At 72.8% G+C, this 15,291-nt stretch carries 16 protein-coding genes and 1 riboswitch; of the genes, 8 read left to right on the forward strand and 8 right to left on the reverse strand.

All coding sequences use genetic code 11. The annotated features are described in order from the left end of the window. Positions 1 to 61 precede the first annotated feature (61 nt). Positions 62 to 1,618, reverse strand: a complete 1,557-nt coding sequence (locus BMX74_RS07740) for an FAD-binding oxidoreductase (protein ID WP_091099250.1) — start codon at positions 1,616 to 1,618, stop codon at positions 62 to 64. Positions 1,619 to 1,649: 31 nt separating this feature from the next. On the opposite strand from BMX74_RS07740, the gene BMX74_RS07745 reads away from it, so the two are divergent. The 5 genes from BMX74_RS07745 to BMX74_RS07765 all read left to right on the forward strand — a co-directional run bounded on the left by BMX74_RS07745 (position 1,650) and on the right by BMX74_RS07765 (position 6,783). Further along, positions 1,650 to 2,267: a TetR/AcrR family transcriptional regulator gene (locus BMX74_RS07745; protein ID WP_091099252.1), complete on the forward strand. Its 618-nt coding sequence runs from the start codon at positions 1,650 to 1,652 to the stop codon at positions 2,265 to 2,267. Next, a complete protein-coding gene (locus BMX74_RS07750) occupies positions 2,260 to 3,801 on the forward strand; it encodes a glycerol-3-phosphate dehydrogenase/oxidase (protein WP_091099254.1) in 1,542 nt (513 codons plus the stop codon). Before BMX74_RS07745 ends, BMX74_RS07750 begins: the two co-directional genes overlap by 8 nt. 100 nt (positions 3,802 to 3,901) lie before the next feature. Further along, complete coding sequence (locus tag BMX74_RS07755; RefSeq protein ID WP_256256824.1) at positions 3,902 to 4,771, forward strand: sucrase ferredoxin; 870 nt, start codon at positions 3,902 to 3,904, stop codon at positions 4,769 to 4,771. A 100-nt stretch (positions 4,772 to 4,871) separates the two neighbouring features. Further along, positions 4,872 to 5,183: a WhiB family transcriptional regulator gene (locus BMX74_RS07760; protein ID WP_082535301.1), complete on the forward strand. Its 312-nt coding sequence runs from the start codon at positions 4,872 to 4,874 to the stop codon at positions 5,181 to 5,183. A gap of 385 nt (positions 5,184 to 5,568) precedes the next feature. After that, positions 5,569 to 6,783 (forward strand): esterase-like activity of phytase family protein, encoded by a 1,215-nt coding sequence (locus BMX74_RS07765; protein ID WP_091099260.1) that lies wholly within the window; start codon positions 5,569 to 5,571, stop codon positions 6,781 to 6,783. 57 nt (positions 6,784 to 6,840) lie between these two features. Here BMX74_RS07765 and BMX74_RS07770 read toward each other — a convergent pair whose 3' ends face one another. Beyond that, positions 6,841 to 7,074, reverse strand: a complete 234-nt coding sequence (locus BMX74_RS07770; RefSeq protein WP_091099262.1) for a DUF397 domain-containing protein — start codon at positions 7,072 to 7,074, stop codon at positions 6,841 to 6,843. Between the two features lie 132 nt (positions 7,075 to 7,206). Further along, positions 7,207 to 8,088: a helix-turn-helix domain-containing protein gene (locus tag BMX74_RS07775; protein ID WP_055505887.1), complete on the reverse strand. Its 882-nt coding sequence runs from the start codon at positions 8,086 to 8,088 to the stop codon at positions 7,207 to 7,209. A 127-nt stretch (positions 8,089 to 8,215) separates the two neighbouring features. Here BMX74_RS07775 and BMX74_RS07780 point away from each other — a divergent pair, with 127 nt between their 5' ends. Next, on the forward strand, positions 8,216 to 8,731 hold the full coding sequence (locus tag BMX74_RS07780; RefSeq protein WP_055505888.1) for an ATP-binding protein: 516 nt from the start codon (positions 8,216 to 8,218) through the stop codon (positions 8,729 to 8,731). Here the strand turns inward: BMX74_RS07780 and BMX74_RS07785 are convergent. After that, positions 8,685 to 9,335 (reverse strand): phosphoribosyltransferase, encoded by a 651-nt coding sequence (locus tag BMX74_RS07785; RefSeq protein WP_236714945.1) that lies wholly within the window; start codon positions 9,333 to 9,335, stop codon positions 8,685 to 8,687. The genes BMX74_RS07780 and BMX74_RS07785 overlap by 47 nt on opposite strands. 21 nt (positions 9,336 to 9,356) lie before the next feature. Further along, entirely contained in the window at positions 9,357 to 10,376 is a 1,020-nt protein-coding gene (rsgA, locus tag BMX74_RS07790) for a ribosome small subunit-dependent GTPase A (RefSeq protein WP_236714946.1), read from the reverse strand. Positions 10,377 to 10,685: 309 nt separating this feature from the next. On the opposite strand from rsgA, the gene BMX74_RS07795 reads away from it, so the two are divergent. Together BMX74_RS07795 and BMX74_RS07800 are read left to right on the forward strand one after the other, a co-directional pair. Beyond that, a complete protein-coding gene (locus tag BMX74_RS07795; protein ID WP_091099265.1) occupies positions 10,686 to 11,279 on the forward strand; it encodes a sigma-70 family RNA polymerase sigma factor in 594 nt (197 codons plus the stop codon). After that, the gene (locus tag BMX74_RS07800; RefSeq protein ID WP_091099266.1) at positions 11,276 to 12,010 is read left to right on the forward strand and encodes an anti-sigma factor family protein; all 735 of its coding nucleotides are present in this window, start codon (positions 11,276 to 11,278) and stop codon (positions 12,008 to 12,010) included. The genes BMX74_RS07795 and BMX74_RS07800 overlap by 4 nt, the downstream gene beginning before the upstream one ends. Positions 12,011 to 12,380: 370 nt before the next feature. Here the strand turns inward: BMX74_RS07800 and glyA are convergent, their stop codons facing one another. The 3 genes from glyA to BMX74_RS07815 all read right to left on the reverse strand — a co-directional run bounded on the left by glyA (position 12,381) and on the right by BMX74_RS07815 (position 15,206). Next, positions 12,381 to 13,634: a serine hydroxymethyltransferase gene (gene glyA, locus BMX74_RS07805; protein ID WP_055505893.1), complete on the reverse strand. Its 1,254-nt coding sequence runs from the start codon at positions 13,632 to 13,634 to the stop codon at positions 12,381 to 12,383. A gap of 25 nt (positions 13,635 to 13,659) precedes the next feature. Next, positions 13,660 to 13,743: riboswitch (ZMP/ZTP riboswitch) on the reverse strand. 46 nt (positions 13,744 to 13,789) lie between these two features. After that, the gene (locus BMX74_RS07810) at positions 13,790 to 14,725 is read right to left on the reverse strand and encodes a YihY/virulence factor BrkB family protein (RefSeq protein WP_236714947.1); all 936 of its coding nucleotides are present in this window, start codon (positions 14,723 to 14,725) and stop codon (positions 13,790 to 13,792) included. A gap of 106 nt (positions 14,726 to 14,831) precedes the next feature. Further along, positions 14,832 to 15,206, reverse strand: a complete 375-nt coding sequence (locus BMX74_RS07815; RefSeq protein ID WP_091099269.1) for a YccF domain-containing protein — start codon at positions 15,204 to 15,206, stop codon at positions 14,832 to 14,834. Positions 15,207 to 15,291: the final 85 nt, after the last annotated feature.

Consider the following 15,291-nt stretch of genomic DNA (forward strand, 5'->3'; position numbering starts at 1 on the left):
CAAGGCTGACGCACCCTCCGGCCCTGCCGGGGAGCCGGCCCTTTCAGGGGATTCTGCCCCGTCAGGGGATGAGGACGCCCGGGTTGAGCACGCCCGCCGGGTCCAGTCCCGCCTTGACGGCGCGCAGCACGCCCACGCCCGCCGGTCCGATCTCGCGCGCGTACGCCTCCCTGTGGTCCCTGCCGACCCCGTGGTGGTGGCTGACCGTGCCGCCCGCCTCGACGACGGCGGCGCTGACCTGCCGCTTGGCCCGCTCCCACTGCTCCACCGGGTCGCCCTCCTGCGGGGTGACGACGGTGAAGTACAGCGAGGCGCCGGTCTCGTACACGTGCGAGACGTGGCACATGACGAGCGGGGAGCCCAGCGCGCCGAGCAGGGCGAGCCTGACGGCGTCGTACAGGCGGGGCAGGTTCGACCAGAAGCCGGCGGTCTCCAGCGTCTCGACGGTGGCGCCGGCGGCGAGGAGCGAGTCGCGCAGGTACGGCGCGGAGAACCGGCCGTGCTCCCACGCCTGCCCCGGCCCCGTCCCCAGCGGCTCGCCCCCCGCGCGGCGGAGCACCGCGGAGGCCGCGGCCCTGCGCTCCGCCACCGCGTCGCCCTCGTACCCGCTGATCACGAGACAGCCGGAGCCGCCCTGCCCGATGGCGTCGGGACGGGCCAGGCCGATCATGGTCTCGGTCTCGTCGGAGAGCCTGAGCACGGTCGGGAGCGGCCCCTCCTGGGCGAGCGCGCGCACGGCGGCCGTCCCCTCGGCGAAGGAGGCGAAGCGCCAGCCCTCGTACACGCGCTCGGCGGGGGCGCGGCGCACCCGCAGCCGCAGCGCCGTGATGACGCCGAACGCCCCCTCCGAGCCGAGGACGAGCTGGCGCAGGTCGGGCCCGGCCGCCGACCTGGGGGCGCGGCCGAGGTCGAGAGTCCCCGCGGGGGTGGCGACGGTGAGCCCCATCACCATGTCGTCGAAGCGGCCGTAGCCGGCCGAGGCCTGGCCGCTCGAGCGGGCCGCGGCGAAGCCGCCGAGGGAGGCGTACTCGAAGGACTGGGGGAAGTGCCCGAGCGTCAGGCCGCGCGCGGCGAGCAGCCGCTCGGCCTCGGGGGCGCGCACGCCCGGCTCGAAGGTGGCGAGCATCGACTCCTCGTCCACGGCGAGCAGGCGGTCGAGCCTGGACAGGTCGAGGGCGACGACCCCGGCGAAGCCCTCGCGGGAGGCCGCGAGCCCGCCGACGACGGAGGTGCCGCCGCCGAAGGGCACGACGGCGACGCGCTCGGCTGAGCACAGCCGCAGCAGCTCGGCGACCTCGTCGTGGGAGCCGGGGAGCACGACGGCGTCGGGCGCGTCGGAGCCGTCGCCCGCGCGCATCCGCAGCAGGTCGGGCGTGGACTTGCCGCGCGTGTGCCTGACGCGTGCCTCGTGCGAGGTCAGGACGTGCTCGGGGCCGACGGCGCGGCCGAGCGCGTCGAGATGCGCGCCGGAGAGGGCGACCGGCGGGACCCGTACGGACTCCAGCGCGGCGGCGGGGGCCTGCGGCGCGCGCACGCCCAGCAGGTCGTGCAGGAGGACGCGGATCTCCTCGGGCAGCTCGCGGGCCTTGGCGGGGTCGCCCCAGCCCGACCAGAGCATCGGTTCACTAGCCACGCGTACACTGTGACACATGACGTCGAATCGTCACAATGAGCGCGTTCTGGACGCTGCCCGGGAATGCGTGCTGGCCTACGGGGTGCGCAGGACGACACTCACCGACGTGGCCCGCCGCGCCGGCGTGTCGCGGATGACGATCTACCGGCGCTGGCCCGACGTGCGCACCCTCGTCGCCGACCTCATGACCCGGGAGTGGGTGCGGGTGGTGGCGGAGCTGGACACGTCCGACCCGGTGCGGGCGATCGTGGAGGGCGTGCGCAGGCTGCGCGCGCACCCGCTGCTGCGCAAGATCGTCGAGGCCGACCCCGAGCTGCTCGTCCCCTACCTGCTCGACCGCAGGGGCGCCACGCACGAGGCGGTGCTCGCCGTGCTCGAACCCGCGGTCGGCGACCGGCGCAGGGCCAGGGCGGTGTTGCTCGTGGCCCAGTCGTTCCTGCTGTCCGCCCCCACCATGCTCGACCCCGCCCCGCCACCCGACCCGTCGATCACGGCCGGCCCCGTCACCACGCTCGGCCCGGACGCCACCGCCCCGGACGCCACCGCCCCGGACGCCGCCGCCTCGTCCGGCCCCGTCACCATGGACCAGCTCGACGCCGAGCTCACCGCCCTGCTGGAGGCCTACCTTGGCTAGCTCGCCCCCTCCCCCCGACAGCTCGCTCAACGCCCGCAGGAGATCGCGCGAGCTGGCCGAGGTCACCGGCGGACGCGTGGACGTGCTCGTCGTCGGGCTCGGCGCCACCGGGGCGGGCGCCGCGCTGGACGCCGCGTCCCGAGGGCTGAGCGTGGCCGCGATCGAGGCCCGGGACATCGCCTTCGGCACGTCGCGCTGGAGTTCCAAGATGGTCCACGGCGGCCTGCGCTACCTCGCCAAGGGCCAGGTGGACGTCGCGTACGAGAGCGCCGTCGAGCGGGGCATCCTGCTCAGGACCACCGCGCCGCACCTGGTCCGCGCCCACCCCTACCTGCTCCCGCTGACCCCCGACGTGGCACGCGGGCAGGCGGCACTCGTCATGACCGGCTACCGCCTGGGCGACGGGCTGCGCGCCGCCGCGCGCACGCCGCGCCGCCTGCTGCCGGGGCCGTCGCCGCTGAGCGCGGCCAGGACGCGCACGCTCGCCCCGGTGCTCGCCGCGCGCGGCCTGCGTGGCGGCCTGCTGTCCTGGGACGGCCGCCTGCTGGACGACGCCCGCCTGGTCCTGGCCGTCGCGCGGACGGCGGCCGCGCACGGCGCCCGGGTGCTGACCCGCTGCCGCGCGCTGGAGCTGTCGCCGGGCGGCGCCCGGGTCCGGGACGAGCTGACCGGCGAGGAGTTCGAGATCAGGGCGAGGGCCGTGGTCAACGCCACCGGCGTGTGGGCGGGCGGGCTCGATCCGTCGGTGCGGCTGCGGCCGTCACGCGGCACGCACCTCGTGCTCGCGCCGGGGACACTGCCCGGCCTCGTCGCCGGGATGCACCTGCCGATCCCGGGTGAGACCAACAGGTTCGCGCTCGTCCTGCCCCAGCAGGACGGGCGGATCCACGTCGGGCTCACCGACGAGCCCGTGGAGGGCCCGGTGCCCGACGTCCCCGAGGCGCCCGAGGAGGACGTCAGAGCGCTCCTGGAGGTGCTGAACGGGGTGCTTGAGACTCCGGTGACCAGAGAGGCGGTCGCGGGCGCGTACGCGGGCCTCAGGCCCCTCCTGGCGGCCGACGGCCGGACGGCCGACCTCTCCCGGAGGCACGCGGTGCTCTGCGAGGCCGGCGTGGTGACGGTGGTGGGCGGGAAGCTGACGACGTACCGGCGGATGGCGGAGGACGCCGTGGACCGCGCGGTCGCGCTGGCGGGCCTGCGGGCGGGCCGCTGCCGCACCCGCCGCACGCCCCTGGTGGGCGCGGGTCCCCAGCCCGAGGGTGTGCCGCGCCGCCTGGCCGAGCGGTACGGGAGCGAGGCCGCCGCCGTCCTGGACCTGGTCGAGGCGCATCCGGAGGAGGTCGCGCCGGGCGTCGCGCGGGGCGAGCTGCTGTGGTCGGTGCGGCACGAGGGCGCGCTCGACGAGGGCGACCTGCTGGACCGCCGCACGAGGATCGGCCTGGTGGCCGCGGACCGCGACCGGGCGCTGCCCGCCGTCCGGGAGGTCCTGGCCCTGCCGGAGGCGAGGGAGGTGCTGGACGGGAACGCCCCCTGATCGCCTCCCCAAACCGTTAGGTTAGTCTTACCTAAGCATCGGGGAGGGGGACATCGTGAGGAAAGGATGCGAGCATCCGGACGGGTGCCACACCGGCGTGGTGCCCACCCTCGCCAGCGCCACCGTCGGCGCCAGGCTCTGGCTGCTCGTCGAGTACGCGGGCCCGTGGCCGGAGCGGCTCGAAAACTCCGGGCTTCCTGAAGAAATCTCGGAACTCCTGCGCAGGGCGCGCGAACGCGGTATCAGGCCCCAGCTCATCCGCCGTCCGGGACGGCGCACCCGCACGCGGGGCGAGGGTGTCCGTGTGCTAGTGGCGTACGGCACGGGCCGAAGCCCCTGGCTGGCGAGCGGCGTCGTCGCAGGTCCCGACGATCTTGACCTCGACGCGCTGGTGGCCGGAGTGGTCCCCGAGTCCTGCATACTTGAAGACGAGCCGGTATTTCTGGTCTGCACGCACGCCAAGCGCAATGCGTGCTGCGCCCGCATTGGACTACCCCTCGCTCGCTCGCTGGCCGAATCCGTGCCCGGGAGAGTGTGGGAAACGTCACACGTAGGCGGCGATCGCTACGCCGCCAACCTCGTGTGCTTGCCACACGGAATTTTCTACGGCAGCATGTCTCAGGCTGCTGCACTGGCAGCGGCTAACGCGTACCGGTCGGGCGAGATCATTCTCGACCGCTACCGGGGGCGCGCAGGCATCCCTGAGCCAATGCAGGCCGTAGAGCACTTCGCCCGAGCCCATACGGGAGAGCGTTCGATCGGCGCAGTGGCCGTGGAATCCTCCAGGTCGGACGGCGACGTCACCGAAGCCATCGTGCGCTGCGGCGACGTCCGGGTCCAGGTTGTGATCGAGCCATCGGCGTTCCAAGCGCCGTGTGGCGCGGCTTGCGCCGAGACGATCGCCACCTACCGGCTGGTTTCGCTGGACAGGCTCACGCCTGTGCGGTACGCCACGCCCGCTCTCGCCTGAGCAGGGAACACCACGGCCTGTTCTTGCGTTGGAACAGTGACGCCCAAAGCGTCCAATGCGGCTCAAATTCCGAAATACCTCTCACGAAGGTGGTTTTCTCATGTCTCAGGTACGTCGGCAGCTCACCCGCCCCCGCCCCAGCTGGGGTTGGCAGGATGATGCCGCGTGCCGGGGTGAGGACCTCGTGCTCTTCTTCGGCCCCGACGGGGAGCGGCAGCCCGAGCGTGACGTACGTGAGCGGAAGGCCAAGGCGATCTGCGCCCAGTGCCCGGTCCGCAACGAGTGCCTTGACTACGCGCTGTCCCGTCCCGAGAAGTACGGCACGTGGGGCGGTCTGAACGAGGACGAGCGCGCCTCCGAGCGTCGCCGTCGCATGCGCCGCGCCGCCAGCGCCGGCATCTCCGCCGCCTGACACCCGGCCTCCCAACGACCATCGCGTGATCACGCAGTTGTCCCGATGAGCCGGAGCCTGGCGTTCCATGCCCAGGCCCCGGTGAACCCGGTCGGGACAACTGCCTGATCAGGCCCAGGTCAAGCCGCCACCCGGCCACCCTCGCCGGGTGGTTTCCGTTTTTTCGGGCACGTCCAGCACGTCCAGCACGTCCGACATGTCCGGCACGTCCCGCACGGGGCACGTCCAGCACGTCGGGCGCGTCGGGCGCGTCGGGCGCGTCGGGCGCGTCCGGCACAAAACGCGTCCGGCGCGTCGGGCGCGTTCGGTACGTCCTGCCTCGATGGTCACCGGGCGTCGCCTCGCGTTCGGAATCCCGTCATGTGGGGCCCCTAACGTGCCCCGCATGAAACGCATCACCATCCTGATGTGCGCCGCCGCGGTGGCGCTCGGCGCCGTCGCGGCCCCCGCCGCCGCTGACGACCCGGGCGCCGCCCGCTCGGGCCACGGCTCGTTCGGCCGCGCCACCCTGACGGGCTTCGCCGCGCTGCCCGCGCAGACGTACGTCCCCGGCAGCGAGCCGTCCGGCTCGAAGCTGGGCTCCGCGCCCGTCAACGGGATCACCCCGCCCTTCCCCGGGCAGCCGGTGCAGGGCTTCAGCGGCATCGCCCGCCGCGGCGACGGCAGCTTCGACGTGCTGTCCGACAACGGCTTCGGCAACAAGGCCAACAGCTCCGACTTCCTGCTGCGCGTCCACCAGGTGAAGCCGGACTTCTCGGCGAGGACGGTCCGGGTGCTCGGCGGCTTCAACCTGTCCGACCCGAAGGGCTTCGTCCCGTTCCCGCTGACGCGCGCCGACCGCACGCTGACGGGCTCCGACTTCGACGTCGAGTCGATCGTGCGCGACCTGGACGGCACGTACTGGTTCGGCGACGAGTTCGGCCCGTTCCTGCTGCACGCCGACGAGCAGGGCCGCCTGCTGGAGGCGCCGATCGAGCTGCCGGGCGTGCGCGCGCCCGAGAACCCGGGCCTGAAGGGCGCCCAGCCGAACCTGGGCAGCAGCAAGGGCTTCGAGGGCATGGCCAGGTCGGTGGACGGCCGCACGCTCTACCCGCTGCTGGAGGGCACGGTCAGCGGCGACCCGGCGGGCACGCTGCGCATGCAGGAGTTCGACCTGCGCACGCGGGCCTACACCGGGCGGCGCTGGACCTACCGGCTCGACGACCCGTCGCACGCCATCGGCGACATGATCGCGGTGGACCGCCACCGCTTCCTCGTCATCGAGCGCGACAACCTGCAGGGCGACGCCGCCAAGGTCAAGCGGGTCTACCTGGCCGACACCCGCGACAGGGACGGCGACGGCGCGCTGGACAAGACGCTCGTGGCCGACCTGCTCGACCTCGCCGACCCCAAGGGGCTCGGCGGCGCCTCCGGCACGTTCAGGTTCCCGTTCCAGACCATCGAGGACGTCATCATCCTCGACGACCACACGCTGGGCCTGCTGGACGACAACAACTTCCCGTTCTCCAACGGCCGCACTCCGGGCAAGCCGGACGACAACGAGTTCATCACCATCCGCCTGACCCGGGGCCTGCAGGCCGACCACCGGGTCTACCGCTAGGCGCGCCGCGGGGGCGAGGGACCGAGCGGCCCTCGCCCCCGGGCTCACGCGGCGGGATCAGACGATCATGTCGTCGAACTCGCCGTCCTTCGCCCCGAGCACGAACGCGGTGATCTCGGCCCGCGTGTACACCAGCGCGGGGCCTTCGGGGTGGCGGGAGTTGCGCATGGCGATCTCGCCGGTGGGCAGGGCGGCCACCTCGACGCAGTTGCCGTTGGGATTGCTCCGCCTGCTCTTGCGCCAGACGACGGGCAGGCTGCCGGCCGGGGTTCCGTTGCGGAACTCGTGCATGGGTCAGCTCCTAGTGCGCTTGCGGATGCACGTGCATCCGCCGATGCAGCCGACAATACGGCAGCACGTTCACCCCCATATAGCGGACAGCCAAAAATCCGATATGCAGTGGATCACAGGGATATCCGCAGGTCATGCGGAACGCAGGCGCTCCAGGAACCGCCTGCTGGCCTTGGGCTCCTCCGCCTGGACGCTCAGGCGGTCCATGACGCGCGCGTAGTGCTCCGACTCGGCCGGCTTGTCGAGGTACAGGGCGCTGGTGAGCTGCTCCATGTAGACGACGTCGGGCAGGTCGGGCTCGGGGAAGCGCAGGACGCTGAACGACCCTCCGGCCGCCGCGTGCCCGCCCCGGTCGAACGGCATCACCTGGATCGTGACGTTGTGCTCGCCGGTGACGTCGAGCAGGTGGCCGACCTGCTCACGCATGACGTCGGGCCCGCCGAGCGCGCGGCGCAGCACCGCCTCGTCGATCACCGCCCACAGCGACAGCCCCTCCTCCAGCCGCCGCTGCCGCGCCGTGCGCAGCGCCACCCGGCGGTCGAGTTCGACGCCGGGCGCCTTGTCGTGCGCGAGCTCGATCACGGCCCTGGCGTACGCCGGGGTCTGGAGCAGCCCGGGGACGAACTGGTTCTCGTAGGTGCGGATGCCGGACGCCGCCCCCTCCAGGCCGATGTACACCTCGAACCAGCCCGGCAGCAGGTCGTGGTACTTGTGCCACCACCCGGGGGCGTTGGCCTGCTCGGCCAGGGCGAGGAGGGGCCCGCGATCGGCGGGGTCGGTGACGCCGTAGAGGGTGAGCAGGTCGGCGACGTCGCGCTGCTTGAAGCTGACCTGGCCGAGCTCCAGCCGGCTGATCTTGGCGTGGGAGGCGCGAATGGCGTACCCGGCGTCCTCCCGGGAGATACCCTGCTCCGTGCGGAGCCGGCGGAGCTGCGTGCCCAGCAGGATCCGCAGCACCGTGGGGCTTCCCGGTGTGTGGCCGAGGAGCTTCCCCTCCGCACCTTCCACGCTCACTCGCCACTCCTTGATCGTCTGCACGTGCAGATGCGATTCGCATCTGTAAACGAAGAAAAGTCTTGCATCGGTAACCCCGTGGCGTAAAGATGGGCTCTGGAGCACCAGACGCGTTTCGGGGGCCAGGATGACGACGTTCGACACAGGGCCGCAGGCCGCCATCGGTTCCCGGCCGCCCGGCTGGCTGTCGTCCGCCCTCCTGGCCGGCCACGCCTTACGGAACGGGTACGACGCCGTCTTCCCCTTCCACGAGCTGAGCGCGTTCGAGCCGGCGTGCGTCGCCACGGCCAGGAGGTTCGTCGACCGGACCCTCGGCGGGTGGGCCGTGCGCGACCTGGCCTACGACACGCAGCTCGTCGTCTCCGAGCTGGTGACCAACGCGATGCGGCACGGCGGCGGCGCCGTGCAGCTCCGCCTGCTGGCCCACGAACGCCACCTGGCCTGCGTCGTCACCGACTACTCCAGCGCCTCCCCCGTGCCGTCGCCGCCCGACGTCCTCGCCGAGTTCGGCCGCGGGTTACGGCTGGTCGAAGCGCTCTGCAGCGGCTGGGGATGGCTCTTCCCCGGCGGCCCCAGCAAGCTCGTCTGGGCCGTGCTCACCAGCGAGAGCGGCCCAGCATCTCCAGCACGTCCTCGTCACTGAGCTGGTCGAACCGCTCGTACCACTGCCCCACGGCCCGGAAGCCGGCCGGGGTCTTCAGCGCCACCACCTCGTCCGCCTCCGCGCGCAGCGCCTCCACGGTCTCCGGCGCCCCGACGGGCACGGCCAGGGTCACCCTGGCGGGCCCGGCCGCCCGCACCGCGCGCAGCGCCGCCCGCGCGGTGCCCCCGGTGGCCAGCCCGTCGTCCACGACGATCACCTCGCGGCCCGACAGGCCCGGCAGCGGCCTGCCGCCCCGGTACGCCTCCACCCTGCGGGCCAGCTCCTCGCGCTCCCGCCGCACCACCCGGCCCACCGACTCGGGGGTGAGCCCGAGCCGGTGCAGCAGGTCCAGGTCGAACACGGGCTCGCCGCCCTCGGCCAGCGCGCCGACGCCCAGCTCGGGCATCGGCGGATAGCCGATCTTCCTGACGACGAGCACGTCGAGCTCGGCGCCGAGGCGGCGCGCGATCGGCACCGCCACCTCCACCCCGCCGCGCGGCAGCGCCAGCACCACGGGGTCGTGCGCGCCCGTCAGCCGCTCGGCGAGCAGCTCGCCCGCCTGGGTCCGGTCGGCGAAGACCTCCATGACGGAGCCCCTACCCACCGAACCCGGACACCCTCCCTGTCAGGGACGGTTCCTGCCGGAACGCCGCATCTCCTTGGTGATGACCTTCCACTTGCTCTGCAGTTCCTTGCGCGCGCGGGCGTCGGTGCGCGCGGCCATCCACGCCGCCTCCCGCTGGAGCTTGCGCCAGCTCTCCAGGCGGCGCTGCGGCAGGTCGCCGCTCTCCACGGCCGCCCGGACGGCGCAGCCGGGCTCGCTGTCGTGGCCGCAGTCGCCGAACCTGCACCGCAGCGCCAGCTCCTCGACGTCGGAGAAGACGAGGTCGACGCCGTCGCTCATGTCGTACAGGCCGATCCTGCGGATGCCCGGCGTGTCGATGACGAGGCCGCCGCCGGGCAGCGGGATGAGCTCGCGGTGGACGGTGGTGTGCCTGCCGCGCCCGTCGGCGGCGCGTACCTGCTGGGTCTCCATGACGGACGTGTCGGCCAGGGCGTTGACGAGGGTGGACTTGCCCGCGCCCGACGGCCCGAGCACCACGGCGGTGCGCGAGCCCTCCAGGTAGCCGCGGACGATCTCCACGCCCTCGCCGCGCTGCGAGGAGACGGCGTGGACGTCGACGCCGGGCGCGGCCGTGCGGACGTCGGCCATGAGGTCGTCCAGGCCCTGCTCGAACAGGTCGGACTTGGTGACCAGCACGACCGGGGTGCCGCCCGACTCCCAGGCCAGCGCGACGAGCCGCTCGATGCGGCCCAGGTCGGCGTAGTCGGTGGCGTGCATGGACGGCTCGGCCACGAACACCACGTCGACGTTGGCGGCCAGCACCTGGCCCTGCCCGTCGCCGGACAGGCCCCCGACCGAGTGACGGCTGACGCCGCCCCTGACGAACGCGGTGGTGCGCGGCAGGACCGCCTCCAGCTCGTGGCGGCCCTCCGGCAGCCACCTGAGCGCGACCCAGTCGCCGACGCACGGCAGCGCGACCGGGTCGGCCGCGGCGGCCCTGCGCACGCTCGCGCCGTACCTGGCGTGGTGCTGGCCGTCGGCCGCGATCACCTCGGCGGCGCCGCGGTCGACGCGGGCCACGCGGGCGGGAACGGTGCCGTCGGGCAGCTGGAACGAACGCGATTCGGTCCAGCCCAGAAGAGAAAGATCGTAAGACAACGGAGTGAAACCCTTTGATCGAGAAGGAACCGGACGGGCTCAGGCACGCGTCCGGAGGGGGACTACAGGCATGCGGAACAGGACAACCCGCATAGTCCTCACCTCCTCGATCAAGTGACGGCAGGACTCTACTCAGTCCTCTCCCGGCGCCGCAAACGCTTTTCCCGCCCTGTTGAACCCCGTCCCCGCCGTGCCCGTACTCCTTGCCGACGGACGCCAGAAGGGGGACCGATGCGTACCAGCGCGTATCCCCGGCCCTCGGCCGAGGCAGCCCCGGCGGGCGGGCAGCGGCTGCGCCGGTGGCTCGGCCGGGCGCGACCGGACGACGAGGCGGTCGTGTCCGCGCTCTACCGGGAGTACCACCGGCCGCTGCTGGCCTTCGTGGTCAGGCTGACGGCGGGCGACCGGCAGTGGGCGGAGGACGTCGTCCAGGAGACCATGATCCGGGCCTGGCGCAGCGCCGACCGGCTGGACCCCGACGCCGTCTCCCTCATGCCCTGGCTCGCCACGGTCGCCAGACGTATCGTGATCGATGACCGCCGGCGCAGGGACGCCCGCCCCCAGGAGTCGGGTGACGCGCCGCTGGCGAGCATGACCGTGCCGGACGAGCTGGAGGGGCTGCTGCACCAGGTGGTCGTGTCCGAGGCGCTGAAGGCGCTGTCGCCGGCGCATCGCGAGATCCTCCACGAGACGGTCCTGCGCGACAGGTCCGTCAACGACGCCGCTCGGGCGCTCGGCATCCCGGTGGGCACCGTGAAGTCCCGGGTGTACTACGCGGTGCGCGCGCTGCGCGTCGCGCTGGAGGAGAGGGGGGTGACGGCGTGACGTCCCAGGTGGAGCACACGGACGTGGGCGCCTACGCCCTGGGTCTGCTGGAGGACGACGACCGGCGCGCCTTCGAGTCGCACCTGCTCGGCTGCGCGTCCTGCCGCGCCGAGCTGGACGAGCTGTCGGGGGTGGCGAGCGCGCTCACCGGCGTCGGCCCGCTGCTGGACGACGACCCGCCTCCCCCCGACGGGCAGGCCCAGGTGATCGACCTCCTCCGCCGCAGGCAGGCGGCCGACCGCAGGGCCCGCAGAGGCACCTGGCTGATCGGGACGGCGGCGGCCGTGACGCTCGTCGCGGGAGGGCTGACCGTCGGCACCCAGCTCGCCGGCCAGGCAGGAGCCCCGGGAGGGCAGCCGGTCGCGGCGGCCGGTCACGCCGGCCATCTGGGACCCGCCGAGCAGTTCTACGCCGACGGCACGCCCGTCGAGGGCAGGGGCGCCGACGGGGTGACCGGCGGGCTGGTCGTGGAGTCGAAGGGGTGGGGCACGCACGCGGCGCTCAGGCTGTCGGGCCTCAGGGGGCCGCTGGAGTGCGAGCTCGTGTCGGTGAGCAGATCGGGCGAGCGGCACGTCATGACCGGCTGGTCGGTGCCGCCCGCCGGGTACGGGGTGCCGGGCTCGCCCGACCCGCTGTACATGCACGGCGGCAGCCCGGTGCCGCTGAAGGACATCGCCAGGTTCGAGGTGGTCACCTCGACCGGCAGGACCCTGCTGACGGTCGAGGTCTGACGCCGGCCGGAGCGGTGGCGGCAGCCGCGCGAGTCGCCGTGTCGCGGCACCCGCCGCCGGCCGCCATCTCCCGGGCATCGGCGCGGGAGCCGCCGCGGGCGGCGCTTGCCGCCTCCCGGCACCTCTCAGGAGCTCAGCACCGATTCGTGAGATTTCCGGCAAAATTTTCTGACTGATCCGGTGAACCCGGTAGGGCGGGCGGGCCGTACCACCTGGCGTACGAACGGTCGCCCCCGGTCAGTGCCCCCGGCCGTGGGGAGGCCGCCGCGACCCGGCACTCGGCACACCGGGTCACGCCCCGCCGCATACCGGAGCCCGTGCGGCGGGGCGTCCGCGGCCCCCGCGGGGGCCGCGCCGGGCGTCTACGGCGTCAGGACAGGCCGGGCGCGGGGAACTGCGAGGTGAGCTCGCTGACCTCGTGGTGCACCCGGGTGATGACGTCCTCGGCGTCGCCCTTGGCGAGGGCCGTGACGACCTCGTCGATCCAGGCGCCGATCTGCCGCATCTCCGCCTCGCGCATGCCGCGCGAGGTGACCGACGGGGTGCCGATGCGGATGCCGGACGGGTCGAACGGCTTGCGGGTGTCGAACGGGACCGTGTTGTAGTTGGTCTCCAGGCCCGCGCGGTCGAGCGCCTGGGCGGCCGGCTTGCCGCCGATGCCCTTCGGCGTGAGGTCGAGCAGGATCAGGTGGTTGTCGGTGCCGCCCGACACCAGGTCGAAGCCGCGGCTCGCCAGCTCGTCGGCCAGCGCCTTGGCGTTGGCGACCACCTGGTGGGCGTACGCGCGGAACTCGGGCTGGGCGGCCTCGTGCAGCGCGACCGCGATGGCGGCGGTGGTGTGGTTGTGCGGGCCGCCCTGCAGGCCGGGGAAGACGGCCTTGTTCAGCGCGGTGGCGTGCTCGTCGCTGGACGCCATGAGCATGGCGCCGCGCGGGCCGCGCAGCGTCTTGTGGGTGGTCGTGGAGATCACGTCCGCGTGGCCGACGGGGGACGGGTGCGCCCCGCCCGCGACCAGGCCCGCGATGTGCGCGATGTCGGCGGCGAGCACGGCGCCCACCTCGCGCGCGATGGCGGCGAAGCCCTCGAAGTCGATGGTGCGCGGGATCGCGGTGCCGCCGCAGAAGATCAGCTTCGGACGGTGCTCCAGCGCGAGCTGCCTGACCTCGTCGAGGTCGACGCGGCCGGTGTCCTTGCGCACGCCGTAGCGCACCGAGGTGAACCACTTGCCGGTGGCCGAGACGGACCAGCCGTGCGTGAGGTGGCCGCCGAACGGCAGGCCCATGCCCATCACGGTGTCGCCGGGCTGCAGGAAGGCCAGGTAGATGGCGAGGTTCGCGGGAGAGCCCGAGTACGGCTGGACGTTGGCGTGGTTCACCCCGAACAGCGACTTGGCCCGGTCGATGGCCAGCGTCTCGATCTGGTCGATGACCTGCTGGCCCTCGTAGTAGCGCTTGCCGGGATAGCCCTCGGAGTACTTGTTCGTCAGGACGGTGCCGGTGGCCTCGAGCACGGCCCTGGACACGTAGTTCTCCGACGCGATCAGCTTGACGGTGTCGGCCTGGCGCCGCTCTTCAGCCTTGATGAGCTCGGCGATCTGCGGGTCGACGCTAGCGAGAGAACTCATGACTCCCCTGTCATCGTTGACAACGTGCGAAGACCCAGGCGCACGGCCTCCGCTCCTTTCGCTCCCTGGTGGTCGCTCCCACCCAACTGCGCCAGTCGCGTCGATTAGACGATAGCGGATGGCGGCGCCCGCTCCTTTCCCGGTGATCTGCGGGTTCACGCCGGGGTGCGGCTGACTCCGGGCCACAGGCGGTCGACCTCGGCGTTGAGTATCGCGCCGATGAGCACGGCGAGCGCGGTGATGTAGAGCCACAGCAGCAGCGCGATGGGGGCGGCCAGGGAGCCGTACACGGAGACGGGCGAGAACCAGGCGGCCAGGACGGCGCGCAGCACGGCCGCGCAGACGATCCACAGGATGAGCGCCAGGATCGCGCCGGGCAGCTCGCGGTACCACTTGGTGCGCACCGGGACGCTGACGTGGTACAGGACGGTCAGGAACAGCACCGAGCCGATGATCACGACGGGCCAGTAGAGGACGTCGATGAGGACGCCGTACTGGGCGGGCAGCGCGTCCTTGATCAGGGTGGGGCCGATGACCAGGATGGGCATGACGATGATGCCCAGGATCAGGCCCATGACGTACAGGCCGAAGGACATCAGCCTGGTGCGGATGATGCCGCGCTCCTCCCCCAGCCCGTACGCGACGGAGATGAGGTCCACGTACACGTAGAGGGCGCGCGAGCCCGACCACAGCGACAGCAGGAAGCCCAGCGAGATGATCGACACCTTGCCGGCGTCGTCGCTGAGGACGTCGTTGATGAGCGGGCGGACGACGCCCTTGACGGCCTCGGGCGTGAACAGCAGGCCCGCCTGGTCGAGCACCCACGTCTTGATCTGCTCGACGTGCGCCCGGCCGAGCCAGGTGCCGAGCTTGCCGAGCACGCCGATGAGGCCGAGGACGAACGGCGGCAGCGACAGCAGCGCGAAGAAGGCGGCCTCGCCGGCCAGACCGGTGACCCGGTAGGTGACGCCGGCGTTGGTGGCGGCCCTGACGATCGCCCACGACTTCGTGTCGAGCACCCAGCTCAGCCTGGCCCGCGCGGTGGCGGCGAGCCGTCTCTTCGGCCGAGGAGGCGCGTCGGTGGAGGTCATGGCACCCACGGTGTCTCGCAGTGACGATGTGGACCAGCTTACGTCCCCCCTGTCATGCCCCACTCGACGTCGGCGATGCCCGCCGGGCGGGATGAGCGGACGCGCGCTAGTCGATGTCGACGATGCGCGCGCCGAGCGGGAGGAGCGAGACCGGGACCATCTTGATGTTGGCGACGCCCATCGGGATGCCGATGACCGACAGGAACAGCGGCACGGACGTCACGATGTGGCCGATGGCCAGCCAGATGCCGGCGACGAGGCACCAGATGATGTTGCCGATGAGGGAGAAGACCCCGGCGTCGGGGTCGCGGACGACGGTCCGGCCGAAGGGCCACAGCGCGTACGCGGCGATCCTGAACGAGGCCAGCCCGAACGGGATGGTGACGATGAGGACGCAGCAGATGACCCCGGCGACGGCGTAGCCGAGTGCGAGCCAGATGCCGGCGAACAGCAGCCAGATGACGTTGAGTATGGTCCTCATGCCTTCAGCATGGCAGCGCGGCCGCCGCGGGCGGCATCCGGCATGTCCCCGGCCCGACCCTGACCCGGGCTCCGCCCACCCCCGG

This window comes from Nonomuraea pusilla (assembly GCF_900109355.1).
In the GTDB taxonomy this organism is placed as follows: domain Bacteria; phylum Actinomycetota; class Actinomycetes; order Streptosporangiales; family Streptosporangiaceae; genus Nonomuraea; species Nonomuraea pusilla.